Here is a 16,638-nt window from a genome sequence, read left to right as displayed (position 1 = left end):
TATCTACTCTCCGCTAGTTGACGTGCAGCAACTTTAGCAATGAGAGAACACGAAGAATTGAAGATTAGTGCTTAGACTTTGGTAAGTTATTGCTCAGAAAGATGAAGAACTATTGAAATATGGCAGGATCGTCAATATGGTGTTACCAGAATGGCAAAATGAACACATGGTGATACCTCAAATGCAATCAACATTAAGATTTTATCAGTATGAATCAGACCTAGCGTCAAACTGTGGTGATGTGCTCAATATAGAGTTTTCAAGTCAGGCACTCAATTGGTCGGGCATTATCATTGAAAAAGGCAGTTCACCTCATTTTCATCCGACGAATGTTTATACGCCCTACTTTTACTTTGCCTTAGCATTAGATGAAGAATTACATTGGCAAGTTGAAGACAAAGGTAGTTTAACAGCACTTAAAACAACGCCCGGCAATATTTGGATTAACCCACCAAAAACGCCTTTCACCCATGATATCAATGAACCTTGTTATTTCATTATTTTGGCGATTGAAGAACAACGATTTTTAGACGCTTGTCCATTAAAACTACCACAGAAGTCATTGAGTTTTCTTAACAACTACAATGTGATGGATGAAACTATAAAAGGGATATTGGAGTTGTTTTTGTTAGAGGCTAAAGCCAAAGGTAGCAATGGTAAGGCCTATTTAGACAACCTGCTCTCATTGCTGACGACACATTACATTAAACACTACTCTAACTATCATGATTTATTGCAACCTTCTTCAGATTCAAAGTTTGACCAATACCAAATAGATAAAGTAGACAAATTCATTGTCGAGCACATTGGCGAGCCCATCACAGTAGATGATTTAGCGAATATAATTGGTTGCAGCAAATATTACTTTTTACGTGAGTTTAAAAAATTTACAGGCGTAACCCCATACCAATATCTACTTGCTCAAAAACTAGAGCAAGCAAAAACCTGGTTTAAGCAAAACAATACGAATATCGCGAGTATTAGCCATGAGTTAGGCTTTAACGATCAAAGCCATTTTACAAAGGCATTTAAAGCACAATACGGAAAAACGCCGGGACAATTTATCAAAGACCTTTAAGATAGAGCGCGAGTCGATTGAGCCCTTCTTCGAAGTTCTTTTGTCCCAAACCTAGACGACAGTAGGGACCAGTTAAACCAAATAAGCTTGTTGGTAACAACAGTACCCCCGTCTTCTCTGCGCAATCTTTCGCCCATGACTCCATCGATTGGTTGCCCAATATGCGTTTGGAAAACTTAATCGTCGACAAAATGCCAGACGTAGGTTGATGCCATGAAATATCAGGGTGTTGGGTAAGGAACTGATTAAACTTTTGAATATTAGTCTCAATAATCGCGTTATTGCGGGCCAAAATCCGCTGACAATTATCGAGTGCCAATTCAGCTAGATACTCATCGATAACACTTGTACATATTGAAGCTTTGGCTTTACATGCTAAGAGTCCATTACGTAGTTTCTTATCGTCGGTAATTGCCCATCCTATGCGAATACCCGCTAAACCTAAGCTTTTCGACATGACATTAATAAACACTGTTTTGTCATAACGAATATGACGAGATGCCATGCGCTTTTGATATTGACTAGCATGTGAAACATCATCAATGAGCAGGTAACAATCGTGCTGTTTACACAGTGAGACAACATGCGCCAATTCTTCTTCGGTTAACGCCATTCCTGTCGGGTTGTGAGGGCTATTAATCACCACAAGGCTTGTTTTTTCGCTAAATGCACGCTCAAATGCGTGCCAATCAACTTTCCATTGCTCTTTAAACTCAAGTGGTATTGGTATCAGCTTACCATCTAAATCACCAACCATAGATTGTAATGAAGGATAACTGGGAGTCATTACAATGACTTCATCCGCTGGCTCTATCAACAGCTGATAGAGACAACTTAATGCTTCTTGAGCACCTGCAAACGTTGTCACATGCTTAGGTTTTATCCATGTTTGATCAAATACCTGGTGATGAAAATTACTGATCGCTTGGCGTAAAGACTTGCTCCCCGAAATACTGGCATAGCTCAGATCTATTTCAGCCATTGATTGGCGTTGACCGTCGCAGTAGGCAAGTAAGCTATTGACCGACATACTTTGCCCACCAGAATGACTCAAGTTAACCGCAATATCGCCTTCAATCGAGCGACTGAACGCGATATGGGGCGGTAACTCTATCGTCGCGAGCTGCGTCATATTATGCATATAGTCGCTTTTGCCAAACCGAAATATGCATCAAACTCAAGGTAGCCTGACGGTAATTGTGAGGAATCACTTTAGTCATTTGATCTTGTTCTATGAGTTCAAATTTGTCCGATAAGATTTGGCTAACCGCATCGAACCCTGTGACATTCTCACCATTAACTTTACTACCACCAATACGTTTTTCTGCTGGCACTTTATCTGGGTTTATACTGTAATCAGTAAGCAAGATAAATAAACCTTGCCTGTTGAGTCGTTCTGCAACTTCATCCAGGAAGCTCCGTGCATCATAACATTGCTCAAGTAACTGCTGCGCGACAATCACATCATAATCGTTGAAAATCGGTTTTAAGTTACCTGCATCACCCTGACTAAATAAAACATTCGATGGTTGAATCGACTTACCATTAAACTGTTCAATTTGAGCGAGTGTAACCTCATTGAAGTCGACAATTTCACCCTCGTTTTCAATCGAGTACCGAACTGCATCACCTTGCTGAAGCTTCACTGCGTGCTGAATGAATCTTGCAGAAAAGTCGACACCATCGACCTGATCGAAAATCGCCGATAACAAAAAGCTCGTTTTACCAACACTGCAACCCAACTCTAGTAGTCGATTACGGCTGATTTGATTACGCTCTGTAATGTCATTAACTTTTTGTGCTAACTGTTCGGCGTAATTTGGCATCGCGAATTGATGATCACCCCCCTTTGCGTAATAACAAGCTAATTGTTGGCAAATTTCCCTGTTCGTTTCATATTGATTGACTTCAATATCAGGAATCTCATCATGATGGCTTTCAACATAACGAAAACCTGCGTGCTGCATAAAGTGACGTCGAAATGCATAACGAGAGTATTTAATCGCCTCATTGCCCGTTGAAATCCACGAACCACCTTTGATTAAATTATGTTTACCATCAAACGTTGGTGTTGAAAAATCATCATATAATGGGTGAACTTCAAAGCCATTGAAGCCATCAATCGCTGACTCTGTCCATTGCCAAACGTTACCAATGACATCAAAAAATTGTTTATGTTCATTGCGATTCACTGGACACGACGACGCAAAATACTCGAGGTTAATATTGCCCTTGGCTTCTGGCCAATCGGTAATATCACCTTGCACCAAGTCTCTCAAACAATACCATTCGGCTTCGCTGGGTAGACGAATATTCTTCCCTTTTTTTTCTGAAAGCCAATTACAAAACGCTTTTGCTTCAAGGTAATTAATTTCTACTGGCCAATCGAGTGGTAGTGGCATGCTCGTCAATAAATTACGCTGAAAATATTGACCATTTTGTTTGAACCAAAACCGAGGCATCTTAGGTTGTTTGTAATCCAACCAAGCTTGCCCTTCAGGTGTCCAGTATTGTGGTGATTGGTAACCACCTTCATCAATAAACGTCATAAATTCGGCATTTGAAACCAGGTATTCGGACGCGTTGAAGTCTGGTACTTCAACCTGTGCTTGACCATATTCGTTGTCCCATCCGTAGGTATTTGCATATGCTGGCTTGCCGAGCGACACAGTGTGACCAGCAACCGGCAATAGGCGGTTCTGTGGAGCACTACCCGTTGTAGAGCAAGCCTGCCAATCGTTATTTGCAGTTAAGTGCTCGGTATCTAGCATACGCATAATGACCGACGACGTTTCTAAGTGAATGCGCTCATGCTCACACCCCATCATGACTACCCATGCCAATGAATCTTGGCGAATCGGTAAGCTCAATGGCATCTCATCAATCAATCGATTGATAAGTTCAAATACCTGATTTCTATATATCCTAACTTCGTCAACACTTGGCCAGTCGTAATGGGTCGAGTCCAAATCATCCCAACTCATCTCATCAACACCAACCGCGCAAATAGCTTCGAGTTTTTCATTTACGCGTTGGTTGATATATTTGCCAAGCATAAGTTTGTTAATGAAAAATGTTGCGGTATGACCATAATAAAAAATTAGGGGATGCCTCAATGGCTCGGGGCGAAGAAAGAAAGCATCGTCGTTATTGATAAGACTAAATAGTGCTTCGTATGTCTGCCATGTATTTTGGAAATAACGTTTGAGTTCGTCGCGCTTTGCTTCGACACTTTCGCCATCTAACAAAACGGTCGTCATTTGATGTTTAGTTATATTTGTCGTGCTCATAGGCTTTTTCTACTTATTATGACAGGCTGAGTTTGATAACGAGCCAAAATCATGTGTTTTAATGTAGTTCCTGCGTTGTTAGGAATATCAGTCAGTTGTGCTTGCTCATTACGCGATAACTCTATTAACTGATCAATTTTCTGTGAAAACCAATCATCTTTCTCAAATAAAGTAATCGCACCATACGCGATTGATGTTGCATCTTTTTGATCATATAAAGACGTAGGCAGGGCTTGTTGTTTATCTTGAACTACAACGGCTTGATGCAATCGAGCTTCTTCAATCGTTTCAATAATCGTTAACAACGCAAAAATCACGTTAACATAAGGATCATAAGCCATACTCGCAGCCCCTAATCTATGCTCAATTCTTGCAGTAGCATGCCAATCTTGTTTACTCAGTAAAACTTGATCATCAACACCATATAGCAATGGTTCAAGCCCCATCGCCTGATTGTGTTTACCCTTGTCTTTGTAAAAGGCGATACTGCCTTGATGGCCGCCTGATATATCATATGGTGAGCACAGCTCGTCATACAGCCCATACTGGGTTTTCAATGCGAACCTTTCGAATGCTTCTTCTTCTGGCAAATATAATAAGCAGCACCCTAAGCTTTTTTGCAAAAACTTCTGCTGTAATCGTTCACCAAAATCATCTTTCACCATAAGGTTTTCACCTTGGCGATTTAGCACTGAGACATTCATTTGAATAGCATTAGGAATGTGAACAGAGCGTGTATCACGAGACATTATTTGACTTGAACCCTCTGCCATTTTCCCTCGGTCACCAGACCAAATAACAGGTTTTATTGTTACCTTGCCAAAATTGAATTTACTAAACGCAACTTGCAAATGGTGTAACACAAAGTCCAAGTTTTTGGCTTCTTTTTCAGGTGTTTGTCCAGCAAACTCTGAGACAAATTCCCATTGATTACGCCAATATTCGGGGATCAATTTTCCTTCAATGCCATGTTGTTCAAGCCATTGATTAAGGAGACTAAAAGATATTTTTTGATGTCCAGCCGATTGCTGGTAACACCCCTCCAACTCAAAATGAACTTTGGGGTGATACCCTAAATCGATCAGGGTACGTTGGAGCAACTTAATCAGCTGTATTGATAGGCGTTTTTGTGAAGTTAACAAGTTTGAGCTAGCTCCAAGTTTTGTTAAATAGTGTTTTTACTTATTATTCGTTCACGATATCAGCATACGCAACGACTTGATTCTTTCCACTATCTTTCGCACGATAAAGCGCTTTATCTGCACACACATACAATGATTGACTATCCGTCATTCGCTCACTCGACATCGCCACCCCGATACTCACGGTGACTTGAACCGGTTGGCCATTATCACGATATAAAGGCATTGATTGCACTGACTCTCTCAAACGCTCAGCAATTTCCATCGCTTGATGATGATCGATACGGGCGCAAATACATAAGAACTCTTCACCTCCTATACGCGCCATTTCATCGCCAACCCGCAAAACTTTTTGTCCCGCATCGGCGATTGCTTTGATCACTTTGTCGCCAAATGGATGACCATATAAGTCGTTAATGCACTTAAAATCATCAACATCAATCAAGATAGCGGCGAACCCTGCTCTACCATCGTATTTATGTACTAGCTTTTCCATGTGCTTAAAGATGTAGCGACGATTGTATAAACCGCTGAGCGCATCTTTAATAGATAGCTCGAATATTTTTTTGTTAGTACGTTGTTGCAAGTACATAAGGATGACTATCATGCCGATAATTGCTAACAAACTAAAAATCAGGTAGGTTTTTTGTACGTTTTCTTGATGTTTCTTTTCGATCTCTAGCAATTTGACTCGCGATCGCTGCTGTAGGAGTGAGATTTCGATATTATGACGCTCAACTTCCATCGACGTTCTGACACGCATCAATCTAGCACTGGAATTTTTGTAGAGTAAATCGACGTATTTCTCGTAATACTGGCTAATTAATTTATAAGCTAAATCAGGGTTTCCTTGTGCATACGCTAGTAACCCATATAATTTTTCGACTTCCAGCTGCCATGTAGTCCCTTGTAACTCTGGAATACCTGCAAAAATCTTATTCGCATCATCAATTGCCCGTTTCGCCTTATCGAGTTGTTCAAGTTTAATAAAACAAACCGCTTGACGCTTGTGAAGCTCAGCAATGTAGTCAATGAAACCGCCCTGGTTCAAAGCTTCGTCTATGGCTGCAATCGCATCGACACAATCCCCCTTTTCCGCCAATGTCATCCCTAAACCATAGCTCGCGTAAAAGTTGATTTCAGGGTTGGAACTAAAGGAAATGCTATCTTGGTAAATTTTAAAGTGCTCAATTGCTAAGTCATATTTTTTCCAATACCGATAGGTCGTTGCGATACCAAATACCGCCTCAGAAATATGGGCAACGTAACCAAGCCTTTCGTACGTTTCTAACGCCTTTTCATAATATTCAATCGACCGTTCATACTCGTCCATGTAGCCGTAAATTGCTCCATAGGTCTCGTTGATAATGGCAATCAGAAACAGGTCATCTAGGGCAAACGCTTCGACATAAGCCTCTTGTAAACCGACCAAAGAGGTATCAAATAATTCAGTTAAGCTTCGGGTATAAGCAAGCTCTTGCTTTGCAATCACATAAATTTCGTTCAATTGCTCTTGCTCTGCAATCGTCATCGCTAATTCTAACGCTTGGACTGCGTCACTATAACGACTCTCTTGCTGTGCTAATTTTCCACGAAAGTATTGAAAATGACTGATAATTTCAGGAGGAGCACCAGGTTCCATTACATCAAGCGCTAATTCAACGGTTAATTTAAATTCCTGTGGAAGCCATATCAGATTTTCGGTTTGAGCTTTTCTCAACAACCACAAATAATACGTATCACGTTCGGCTAATGACGCATTGTCTTGGTAGGACATGATTTGTTGATAATAATATTGAGGATTGGTAAACCGAGATTTTTGTTCATCTTTGAGCAACTCGATAGGAAGCGTACTAGCAATAGCCAATAAACTCGGCAGCCAAAGCAATACCAACATTGCCAGCCGCGTAGATATATATTGAACAATAGTTTTCATCACACTTCCATGGTTTACAACAATGACTACAACCTTTCGACTTGAAACAAGAATGATTTAACGATAAAAACCACCCGTTATTTAGATAACATTATGCCTTCACTACATTCATGTAAATTGGGCAAGGTTTCAATGCCTAGTACTTTAAGATTACTCTTACGGTCACGATAACGCAATTATGTGGTTATTGAATCACCAATTAATTTTACTTAGCTTTGCCATCTAGCTTCAACGAGACAATCATCTCCTCGCATTACTTGACCGACAAATAGACTATTTTCATTCACTTGCCCGACACCTTTCGGTGTGCCAGTCATCACAATATCACCATCTTCAAGGGTTAACCATGATTCAACTTCTTGAAGAATTTGGCTAGGCTTGTGAATCATCAAGGTGTTACTTTCTTTCTGCCTGATGCAATCATCAATGGTCAATACAATCGACAATGGTTCATCATTATCACTAATAGCAACAAACTCACTAAACAATGCTGATTGATCAAACGCTTTCGCTTTCTCCCAAGGTAAACCTTTATCTTTGAGCTTGGTTTGAAGTGCACGCTTTGTTAAGTCTAAACTTGCCGCCACAGCAACAAATTTTCCTTGTTGATATAAATAGGCAAGTTCAGCTTCATAGTGAAGAGCTTCGCCCATATGTTCCGCATGCAGGGTCTGTGTTATCGCACTATTTGGCTTTAAGAATACAACTAATTCATCAGGTACGGCGTTACCAAGTTCGCGAATATGCGCTAAATAGTTCCTACCAATACAAATAATTTTGCTTGGGTTAATTAACTGCTGCTCGAACGTTACACTATGCATTTCATCCCTTAAAACTGATGTTGAAAACTTTTATTCATATTATCGTGTTAATAATCTGTCATAATAATAAAACCAAACGATGGCAATATTAAAAACACAATTTCGGTCAATTAGATAAATTATGGAAGCACGACAATCATTACCTGTATGGCAAGCATTAGAGCAACATGCTACCGATATGAAAACAAAGCACATGAAGGACCTGTTTGCTCAAGACCCCAAACGCTTTGAAAAATTTAGTGTTACTTTACCTAAAATATTGTTCGATTACTCAAAAAATTTAATTGATTCAAAAACATTAGAGCTTCTGATTCAGCTAGCGAAAGATTGTGAAGTTGAACAGTGGCGTGAGAAAATGTTCGCTGGGGAGCATATCAACACAACCGAAGACAGAGCGGTTTTACACGTAGCATTACGTGACAAATTAGATACCCCAAAAATTCTTGATGGTGTTGATATCAACCAACAAATTGCATCAACACAACAGCAAATGTCAGCGTTTTGCGATCGTGTACGTTCAGGTCAGTGGCAAGGTTATTCAGGTAAAGCAATCACCGATATTGTTAGTATAGGTGTTGGAGGCTCAAACTTAGGCCCTCAAATGGTGACAGAAGCTTTGCATCAATATAGTGATGGTCAACTGACGATGCATTATGTCTCCAATGTTGACGGCACACAAATCGCAAACGTGCTAAAACCATTAAATCCAGAAACTGTGCTTTTTATTGTTTCAAGTAAAACGTTTACGACCACTGAAACGATGACCAATGCGAATACGGCAATGCATTGGTTAACCGACGCAGCGAAGGATGACAGCATTATCGCTAAACACTTCGTAGCAGTCAGTGCTAACAAAGCCAATGCCATCAAATTTGGTATCGCGCAAGAGAACATTTTTAATATGTGGGACTGGGTCGGTGGCCGATTCTCTCTATGGTCAGCAATTGGGTTACCTATTGCCTTAGATATTGGTTTTGATCAATTTAAGGAGTTACTCGATGGTGCACAGGAAATTGACCAACACTTTTTAACAACTGAGCTTGAAAATAATATTCCAGCGCTAATGGCACTTCTTAGCCTCTGGAACACAACATTTTTAGGTGCTCAATCTCAAGCGATACTGCCTTATGATCAATCATTACACATGCTCAGCGCGTACTTACAGCAGGCTGAAATGGAAAGTAATGGTAAATCGGTCAATTGGCAAGGTGATAAAGTAGATTACCCGACCGTCCCGTCTATTTGGGGTGAATTAGGGATCAATGGACAGCACGCGTTCTATCAATATTTGCACCAAAGTAACAACGTAGTTCCTGCTGATTTTATTGGCTCAGTTGAGAGTGTAACGCCTGTTGAAGGTCACCATGAAACACTTATGGCAAACTTTTTTGCTCAAACCCAGGCTTTAATGCAAGGTGTGACTGAGCAAGAAGTTAGAGCAGATTTAAAAATGCGCGGTAGAAGTGACGATTACATTGATAAGGTTGCACCACACAAAGTTCATTTGGGTAATAGACCGACGAATACTTTCTTGATGAAACGAATTTCTCCTAGATCCATTGGTAACTTAATTGCACTTTATGAACACAAGATTTTTGTTCAAGGCATCGTGTTACAAATTTGCTCATTTGATCAATGGGGTGTCGAATTAGGTAAAACGCTTGCTAATAAGATTCAACAAGAGCTTAACTCAGGCGATGTGAATAGTGCTCATGACAGTTCAACGAAAGGCCTGCTAACGCACTATCACGCGATGAAAAAATAACGAGCACTCGCTCCTGCCATCAAAAAAGCCACTTTATGTGGCTTTTTTATTTTCCTTTTCCACCTGTTAAAAACTTAGTAGACTGATTTTAAATAACAATAATAACGAGCAACCATGGAATATCACCACGCGGTATTAGCAACCCTTGTTACTTATAAAATCATCTTGATCGGCATCGGTCTATGGAGTAACAAACGCAATCATTCTACCCAAGATTATTTCATTGGTAGCCACACACTTGGCCCGTGGGTTGCGGCGGTCAGCTCAGCGGCAAGTGCATCATCAGCTTGGTCATTGCTAGGTATGAGTGGAGCAGCCTATGTGATGGGTATATCAGCTGCGTGGATACCTCCAGGTATTATTCTGGGTTATGTCTTTAACTGGTTTTGGCTAGCACCTCGTTTACAACGACTGACCCAAGAGAAGAAGTCTGTCACCTTAACCGAGCTACTGGCTCAGGATACTGGCAAATACAAACGCGCGATTACCTTACTGTGCTCTTTTGCCATCATATTCGCGTTTAGTTTCTATATTGCCGCTCAGTTTCAAGCTGCGGGTAAAACATTCGCTTCTACTTTTGACATGTCGATGACAACAAGCGTTGTATTGGGTACAACGATTATCTTGATATACACCCTATTAGGCGGGTTCTGGGCCGTGAGTATTACCGATACACTTCAAGGTTTGCTAATGGCCGCCACCAGCATTATTCTTCCAGTTGTCGCGCTTATTACACTTGGAGGCCCATTGGAACTTTGGGCCAAAATCCATACAGCTTTCTCCGGTGATCAGCTTAATACCTTTGGTGCTCATTCTGGCATGATAGCCCTAGGCTTTGTACTCGGTCTTATGGGGATCGGACTAGGTAATTGCGGGCAACCTCATGTTGTTAATCGTCTAATGGCAATCAAATCTCAGGATGCGATTAAACAAGGACGAATCATCGCGATTACTTGGGCGACGGTTGTTTATGGTGGCATGGTAATCGTTGGTTGGTCAGCAAAAGTGTTAATGGATCCAGTAGCTGACCAAGAACAAGCGTTTTTTGCTTTAACGTCACACCTATTCCCACCCGTAATAGCAGGTATTATTATTGCTGCCGTGTTATCAGCCATTATGTCAACCGCTGATAGCCAACTATTGGTGAGTGCATCGGCATTGTCGTATGACGTAGCAAACTTAAAGAACCACGCCAAAGGGCTTTTTTATTCGCGATTGACCGTGGTATTGATGTGCATAGTTTCGACATTAATCGCATTATATGCACCTGAAGATATTTTCACACGTGTGCTTTTTGCTTGGAACGCCTTAGGTGCAGCTTTTGGTCCATTGGTGGTTGTTAGAGTTTGCAGCCAGTCTATCAAAGGCGAATACGCACTAATGGCAATTGCCACTGGTTTCTTTTTAACGATAGGTTTAAGCTTTTTACCTTCGGCACCAGGCGACTACATAGAACGACTCTTACCATTTTTCCTTGCTTTAGCAATAGCTTGGCTAGGTCGTGTACCACAACAAAAGACTCAAATGAATGGCTAATTTATTTCCCCTCCAGTTGGGCGCTAGCGAAACGATAATTGCACAATCAGAACTCATGGCCCCAGCCATTAACACGACAGAGGCGTGGCTAAATTTTCAGGCAATGGGAATTGGCTGGTTTGGTGATGAGAGCAAAAGCCCCAGATTTCGCTATCGTTTTGTAACACTCGAAGAATTGCAGTTGCAATGTAATGATGGCTTAGCGTGGCAACACGAAGTACCAGACAGCGCATATATTACACAGAATAATGGACTAAATTGCCTGCTACTTGTTGCTTTACCTGAAGATGTACGTATTCTGAAAGAACAAATAGCTGTTGAAAACGTATTGCGCGAGCGATTAGTAGAGGTTACTAATGCTCGTGCTAAAGCGCTCAATATTAAAGAAATTAGATTGTAAATTAAACGTTCTGCAATTCGTCAGTATTACTGCACAACGACTGACTCACCATCCTGTAGTCTTTCTGCGCCTCGAATCGCAATGCTATCACCAGCTTGGATGTTCCCCTCAATACTGACGCGTTCATCGGTGCCTGCGCCAACATTCACTTCCAAACGTTTTACCGTGCTATCGTTGCCAACTTTCACCACATAGACGCCATTTTTCCGCAAAATGAGTGCATCTCGATGGACGGTTAAGCTCGGCTTGCTCTCTTGAACTGGAATCCTTACTTTAACCAGTTGCCCCGCGGCCCAAACATGATTTAACGTTTCCGGAATAAGTATTCTTACTTCTACCGTTTGTGATCTCGAATCAGCGCTCGGAATAATAGCATGGATTTTTGCTTGAATCGTTTGCTCATCCGCACTTAAGGTTAACTCATTTCCTCGACGTAAAAAGCCAAGATACTTAACCGGTACATAAACATGAGCTTCTAAATTGGTTGTATCTAGAAAACGTAGCAAGGTATCACTTCGGTTAACGTCACTGCCCGCGCGCATCAATCGTTCCGTTACAACACCTTCAAATGGTGCTTTTACGACAGCACGTTCAAGCTGATCTTCGACTTGTTTAAGCTGCAACTCAGCTATTTCATGATCAGAGATAGCAAGTTCATATTGTGAACGCTGCTGGTCAAGTTGGAACTGTGACGTCGCATTTGTTTTCTTTAACTGCTCTAATCGTTCGACTTCATTTTTTAGGTAGCGCATGTTTATTTCGGCACGTTTAATTTGCGCTTTCTGTTCAGCAAGTCTCAGTTTTAGCGGTAATGTATCCATCTGGATTAAGACGTCGCCTTGTTGAACAAAGTCACCTGGCTGAGCAATTTTTTCAATACGCCCGTTAACGCCAGCAGTAATTGGTATGTGCGTACGAGATTCAACGGTCCCCATAAAATCAGAAGTCGCAGGTAAAATCATTTCAGTAACCTGATCGACTTTAACGGGTTTTGCTGGTGCGCTATTGGCTGATACCTGAGAGGTCGTAAATAGACAAGCAAGTACGCTTAAGCCAAGGGTATGTGTTATATATTGAGACATAGTTTTCATCATCAAATCCTTTATTAACTTACTTGTTTAATCTGAGTGGTTGGCAACGGCGTAATATTATTAACCTTTGTCGTTCTGCTCTCTCCTAAGCGGAGCAGGCTTGGAAATAAAACAAGCGTAAATACAGCACTTACCAGCATGCCACCTACAATCACAGCGGCTAAACCACGATATATTTCACTACCAACGCCTGGCATTAACATCAAAGGCAACATACCAAATAAGCTTGTGAGTGTGCTCATGTATACAGGACGCGCACGAATACTTACAGCATCGGCGACTGCTTGCGTTCTCGTTTTACCTGCACGCTCAGACTGTCTTGTTTGATCAACCAATAAAATCGCATTATTGACCACCAAACCAAGTAAAATAATGAAACCAATCATTGTCAGTAAGTCGAGCGATTGGAATGCGAATAGGTTTAGAATGTTAAGTGCTAATACGCCGCCAGCAACTGCCATAGGCATGACTAATAACACCAACAAGCTGTCTTTAGCCGACTTGAATAGTGCTGTCATCAGTAAAAACAAGATACACAGAGCAAGCGCAAAGTTGAGTATCATATCGTTAATTGCATTTGCCATTTTGTTTGCATTTCCGCTTAACAATATTGAAGCGTCCGTCGACAGTTCAGCTTGCATTTTGGGTAATACTTTTTCATTGAGTATTGCCAGAGCTTCTTCCAACGACATATTAGCCGGAGGGGAGACTTGAATCGACACAGTACGTTTGCCATCTACACGACGTAATTGAGTTGGACCTGCGGTGCGGACAATATCGGTAAGCTCACCAATCGTTTGAATACCAGCAAGTGGTGAGTAAATTGGCAAGGTCGCAAGTTCATCCGGTGACTCCCACTGAGTACCGCGTAAAATAACATTAACGCGGTCGTTACCGTCAAAGTACTCGTTAATAAACAGGCCACTGGTGTATGCACGAACAGCATTGGCAACATCATGTCGTGTTAACCCTGCTTGCGTGATTCGACGATCATTGGGTAACAGCTGTAACTCAGGCTCTGACAAGGTTAATCCTGGCATCGGAAAGGCTGTAGTCGCAGGCATATTCTCATTGATTGCTTGAAGACCAATGCCAGCAACCTTCATAAGATGCTCAATATCAGCTCCTTTAATATCTACGTCTATCGTGCGTCCATTGCCGCCTCCAGAGACATTGATCATCGAGCCTCTAAACAAAAATATTTGTGTATCTGGTACATCATTGAGCACTTGTGTGCGAACAATATCCATTAGCTCTTCAACACGGGTTGGATCATCAGCATAAATAAATCCACCTGTACTTCCCGCACCAAAAGAGTAGAAGTTGTAGCTTTTTATTTTTGGTTGCTGCTCACCGGCTAAATAAGGTGCCAAACGCGCCTTAACAACATTGGCCATTTCGTGCTCAATGAAGTCAACATTGCTGCCAGGCGGTATATTTAGGCTAAAGAAGAAGCCATCGATTGGTGCACGTGGCATAAAATCAGTTTTTGGTAACATGGTGATGGTGACAACCATGGCACCACCCACAAGTAATACAATCCAACTAGTACGCTTAATGGCAGAATCAGTTAAACGCATGACAAATTTAGTTAATCGCTGCCAATAATGCGCATATGGGTCTGTTACCGTATCCTCCTTCAACCAATACTTACTTGCAATTGGAAGCACAGTGACAGCAGATACCAGTGACGCGATAACAGCAATTGAAAGCGTTAATGCTAAATCGGAAAAGAGCTGACCTTCGATACCAGCCATAAATAAAATAGGGAGAAATATCGCAACACTCGTTGCCGTTGATGCGAATAAGGCTCCCGAAACCTGGAGTGCACCTCGCAAAACCGCTTTATGATTGTCCATACCTTGAGATCGAAGGCGAACAATATTTTCTTGGACAATAATCGCCGCATCTAAGACCAAACCAACTGAGAAGGCCAACCCAGCTAACGAGATGACATTAAGGCTACGATCAAAAATACTCAATGCGATAAACGATACCATTAATGAAATCGGAATCGTGGTAGCAATAATGAGCGTTGTTTTTAGGCCTCTTAAAAATAACCAAAGGATACCGAGTGCCAACAATACACCTAAACCCAGGTTATTCTGTACCAAACTTAGCGCATTTCGAATATGAACCGAGGAATCAAAGCTCAAGTCGATTGTTAATCCTGCCGCTTTTAATGGACCTTCGTTCAACTCTTTAATCGCTACATTAATCTCATCAAGTAATGCTACGGTGTTAGCATCATTTTGACGTTTCAACGTAAAGTAGTATGAAGGCTGACCATTACGTAAGTTGAAACCAAACCTATCAACTAACGTATTTTCAACTGTTGCGATATCTTTAAGATAAATGGGACGGTTACCAGAATAGCCAACAATCATATCGGTTAAGTTGTCGACGCCAAATTGCCCCGAAAATCTAACCGTATACTGACGTCTGCCCACGTCAGCCGTTCCTCCAGAAACATCATTTGCACGCGAAATAGTATTGCTTAGTTGGCCAATGGTAATACCAAGTGACGCAGCTCTGAGAGGGTCAAACGTAATGCGAAGCTCTCTCGGGCGATGCGACGCGAGGTTGACTTGTCCCATACCAGGTATTCGAGCAAAGCGCGGCTGAACAACGTCTTCAATAAGCTTTTGATATACACCCATGTCTTCAACGGGATTGTCAGGTAATGTCTTTATCATGAGTGAGGCAGTATTAGGCCCTCCTCTTCCACCTCCTTGTGATACGACTGGTTCTATCGCATCTAACGGTAGCGGCGGCGCCTGATTCAGATTATTAATAACATCTAGCATGGCTTCCTGCATATTGGCACCGACATCAAAAGTTAGTGTGATATTGCCAAAGCCTGGGGAGATAGTTGTCGTGACTTTATTGACGCCTTGTGTATTTTTCACCACATTTTCAATGGGTTCGATGATGACTGATTCCATTTCCTCAGGTGCGGCGCTTCGCCAGCCAACAGAAATGGTAATTTGAGGTTGCTCTATATCTGGCGTCAGTTGAATGGGTAATTTATAAACACTTAAAAAACCAAAAATAACAATCAGAGCAACGATAACCAAAATGGCGGCTGGATTTTTCAATGCATTGCGGGTTAAGTTCATAGACGCCTCGTTTACCAACCATTGTTGGTGTTAATCCTTTATAGCAATTGGCTATGGATTATAAACGGCTTTGAAATATCCACTTTATGAGAAGGGTTAAAACGCAAGTAATCTGCGATAAAGGGGCAAATTGAAATATTCATTAACAATTTGCCACAATTTGATACGTCAATTAATACTTAATCGTCAATCTTTGGCCATTGAAAGCCATGGTAGGTATTGATGTAGAGTTGTTCAACCTCAGCTCTAGCCCACGGCGTTTTGCGCAGAAAACTCAAACTAGATTTGATGCTAGGATCAAACTTAAAACAGCGTATATCAACGGTTTCAGCCATGCGCTCCCAACCAATCTCTGCAACAAGTTTCTCCAACATCATGACTAATGTGATGCCGTGTAGCGGGTTATTAGGTTGTTCTTGTTTACTCATGACTCAATTGACCTATTCAGATTACTAACACC

12 protein-coding genes are annotated in these 16,638 nt (G+C 41.4%); 4 read left to right on the top strand and 8 right to left on the bottom strand.

The window, feature by feature from the left end; genetic code table 11:
- Nucleotides 1-136: 136 nt before the first annotated feature.
- Nucleotides 137-1,078, top strand: a complete 942-nt coding sequence (locus tag QQK05_RS02440) for a helix-turn-helix transcriptional regulator (RefSeq protein ID WP_284295789.1) — start codon at nucleotides 137-139, stop codon at nucleotides 1,076-1,078.
- Here the strand turns inward: QQK05_RS02440 and QQK05_RS02435 are convergent.
- The 5 genes from QQK05_RS02435 to QQK05_RS02415 all read right to left on the bottom strand — a co-directional run bounded on the left by QQK05_RS02435 (nucleotide 1,065) and on the right by QQK05_RS02415 (nucleotide 8,267).
- Nucleotides 1,065-2,219 (bottom strand): pyridoxal phosphate-dependent aminotransferase, encoded by a 1,155-nt coding sequence (locus tag QQK05_RS02435; RefSeq protein ID WP_284295788.1) that lies wholly within the window; start codon nucleotides 2,217-2,219, stop codon nucleotides 1,065-1,067. The two genes, QQK05_RS02440 and QQK05_RS02435, sit on opposite strands and share 14 nt — an antisense overlap.
- Complete coding sequence (gene ovoA, locus QQK05_RS02430; RefSeq protein ID WP_284295787.1) at nucleotides 2,212-4,368, bottom strand: 5-histidylcysteine sulfoxide synthase; 2,157 nt, start codon at nucleotides 4,366-4,368, stop codon at nucleotides 2,212-2,214. Before ovoA ends, QQK05_RS02435 begins: the two co-directional genes overlap by 8 nt.
- Nucleotides 4,365-5,510, bottom strand: a complete 1,146-nt coding sequence (locus tag QQK05_RS02425; protein WP_284295786.1) for a hypothetical protein — start codon at nucleotides 5,508-5,510, stop codon at nucleotides 4,365-4,367. Before QQK05_RS02425 ends, ovoA begins: the two co-directional genes overlap by 4 nt.
- A 43-nt stretch (nucleotides 5,511-5,553) precedes the next feature.
- Nucleotides 5,554-7,446 (bottom strand): tetratricopeptide repeat-containing diguanylate cyclase, encoded by a 1,893-nt coding sequence (locus QQK05_RS02420; protein ID WP_284295785.1) that lies wholly within the window; start codon nucleotides 7,444-7,446, stop codon nucleotides 5,554-5,556.
- A gap of 209 nt (nucleotides 7,447-7,655) precedes the next feature.
- Complete coding sequence (locus QQK05_RS02415; protein ID WP_284295784.1) at nucleotides 7,656-8,267, bottom strand: fumarylacetoacetate hydrolase family protein; 612 nt, start codon at nucleotides 8,265-8,267, stop codon at nucleotides 7,656-7,658.
- A gap of 121 nt (nucleotides 8,268-8,388) precedes the next feature.
- On the opposite strand from QQK05_RS02415, the gene pgi reads away from it, so the two are divergent.
- From pgi to QQK05_RS02400, 3 genes are all read left to right on the top strand, one after another.
- On the top strand, nucleotides 8,389-10,032 hold the full coding sequence (gene pgi, locus QQK05_RS02410; protein ID WP_284295783.1) for a glucose-6-phosphate isomerase: 1,644 nt from the start codon (nucleotides 8,389-8,391) through the stop codon (nucleotides 10,030-10,032).
- Between the two features lie 114 nt (nucleotides 10,033-10,146).
- Nucleotides 10,147-11,568: a sodium/proline symporter gene (locus QQK05_RS02405; RefSeq protein WP_284295782.1), complete on the top strand. Its 1,422-nt coding sequence runs from the start codon at nucleotides 10,147-10,149 to the stop codon at nucleotides 11,566-11,568.
- Entirely contained in the window at nucleotides 11,561-11,968 is a 408-nt protein-coding gene (locus QQK05_RS02400) for a hypothetical protein (RefSeq protein ID WP_284295781.1), read from the top strand. The genes QQK05_RS02405 and QQK05_RS02400 overlap by 8 nt, the downstream gene beginning before the upstream one ends.
- 26 nt (nucleotides 11,969-11,994) lie before the next feature.
- Here the strand turns inward: QQK05_RS02400 and QQK05_RS02395 are convergent, their stop codons facing one another.
- The 3 genes from QQK05_RS02395 to QQK05_RS02385 all read right to left on the bottom strand — a co-directional run bounded on the left by QQK05_RS02395 (nucleotide 11,995) and on the right by QQK05_RS02385 (nucleotide 16,606).
- Nucleotides 11,995-13,059, bottom strand: coding sequence for an efflux RND transporter periplasmic adaptor subunit (locus QQK05_RS02395; protein ID WP_284295780.1), 1,065 nt, complete (start codon nucleotides 13,057-13,059; stop codon nucleotides 11,995-11,997).
- 14 nt (nucleotides 13,060-13,073) lie between these two features.
- Nucleotides 13,074-16,178 carry an efflux RND transporter permease subunit gene (locus QQK05_RS02390; protein ID WP_284295779.1) on the bottom strand — a complete coding sequence of 1,035 codons (3,105 nt, stop codon included), beginning with the start codon at nucleotides 16,176-16,178 and terminating at the stop codon, nucleotides 13,074-13,076.
- Nucleotides 16,179-16,357: 179 nt separating this feature from the next.
- The gene (locus QQK05_RS02385; RefSeq protein ID WP_284295778.1) at nucleotides 16,358-16,606 is read right to left on the bottom strand and encodes a VF530 family protein; all 249 of its coding nucleotides are present in this window, start codon (nucleotides 16,604-16,606) and stop codon (nucleotides 16,358-16,360) included.
- Nucleotides 16,607-16,638 lie beyond the last annotated feature (32 nt).

Source organism: Thalassotalea loyana, from assembly GCF_030161435.1.
GTDB classification, from domain to species: domain Bacteria; phylum Pseudomonadota; class Gammaproteobacteria; order Enterobacterales; family Alteromonadaceae; genus Thalassotalea_G; species Thalassotalea_G loyana.
This window is presented reverse-complemented; position numbering and strand designations above follow the sequence as displayed.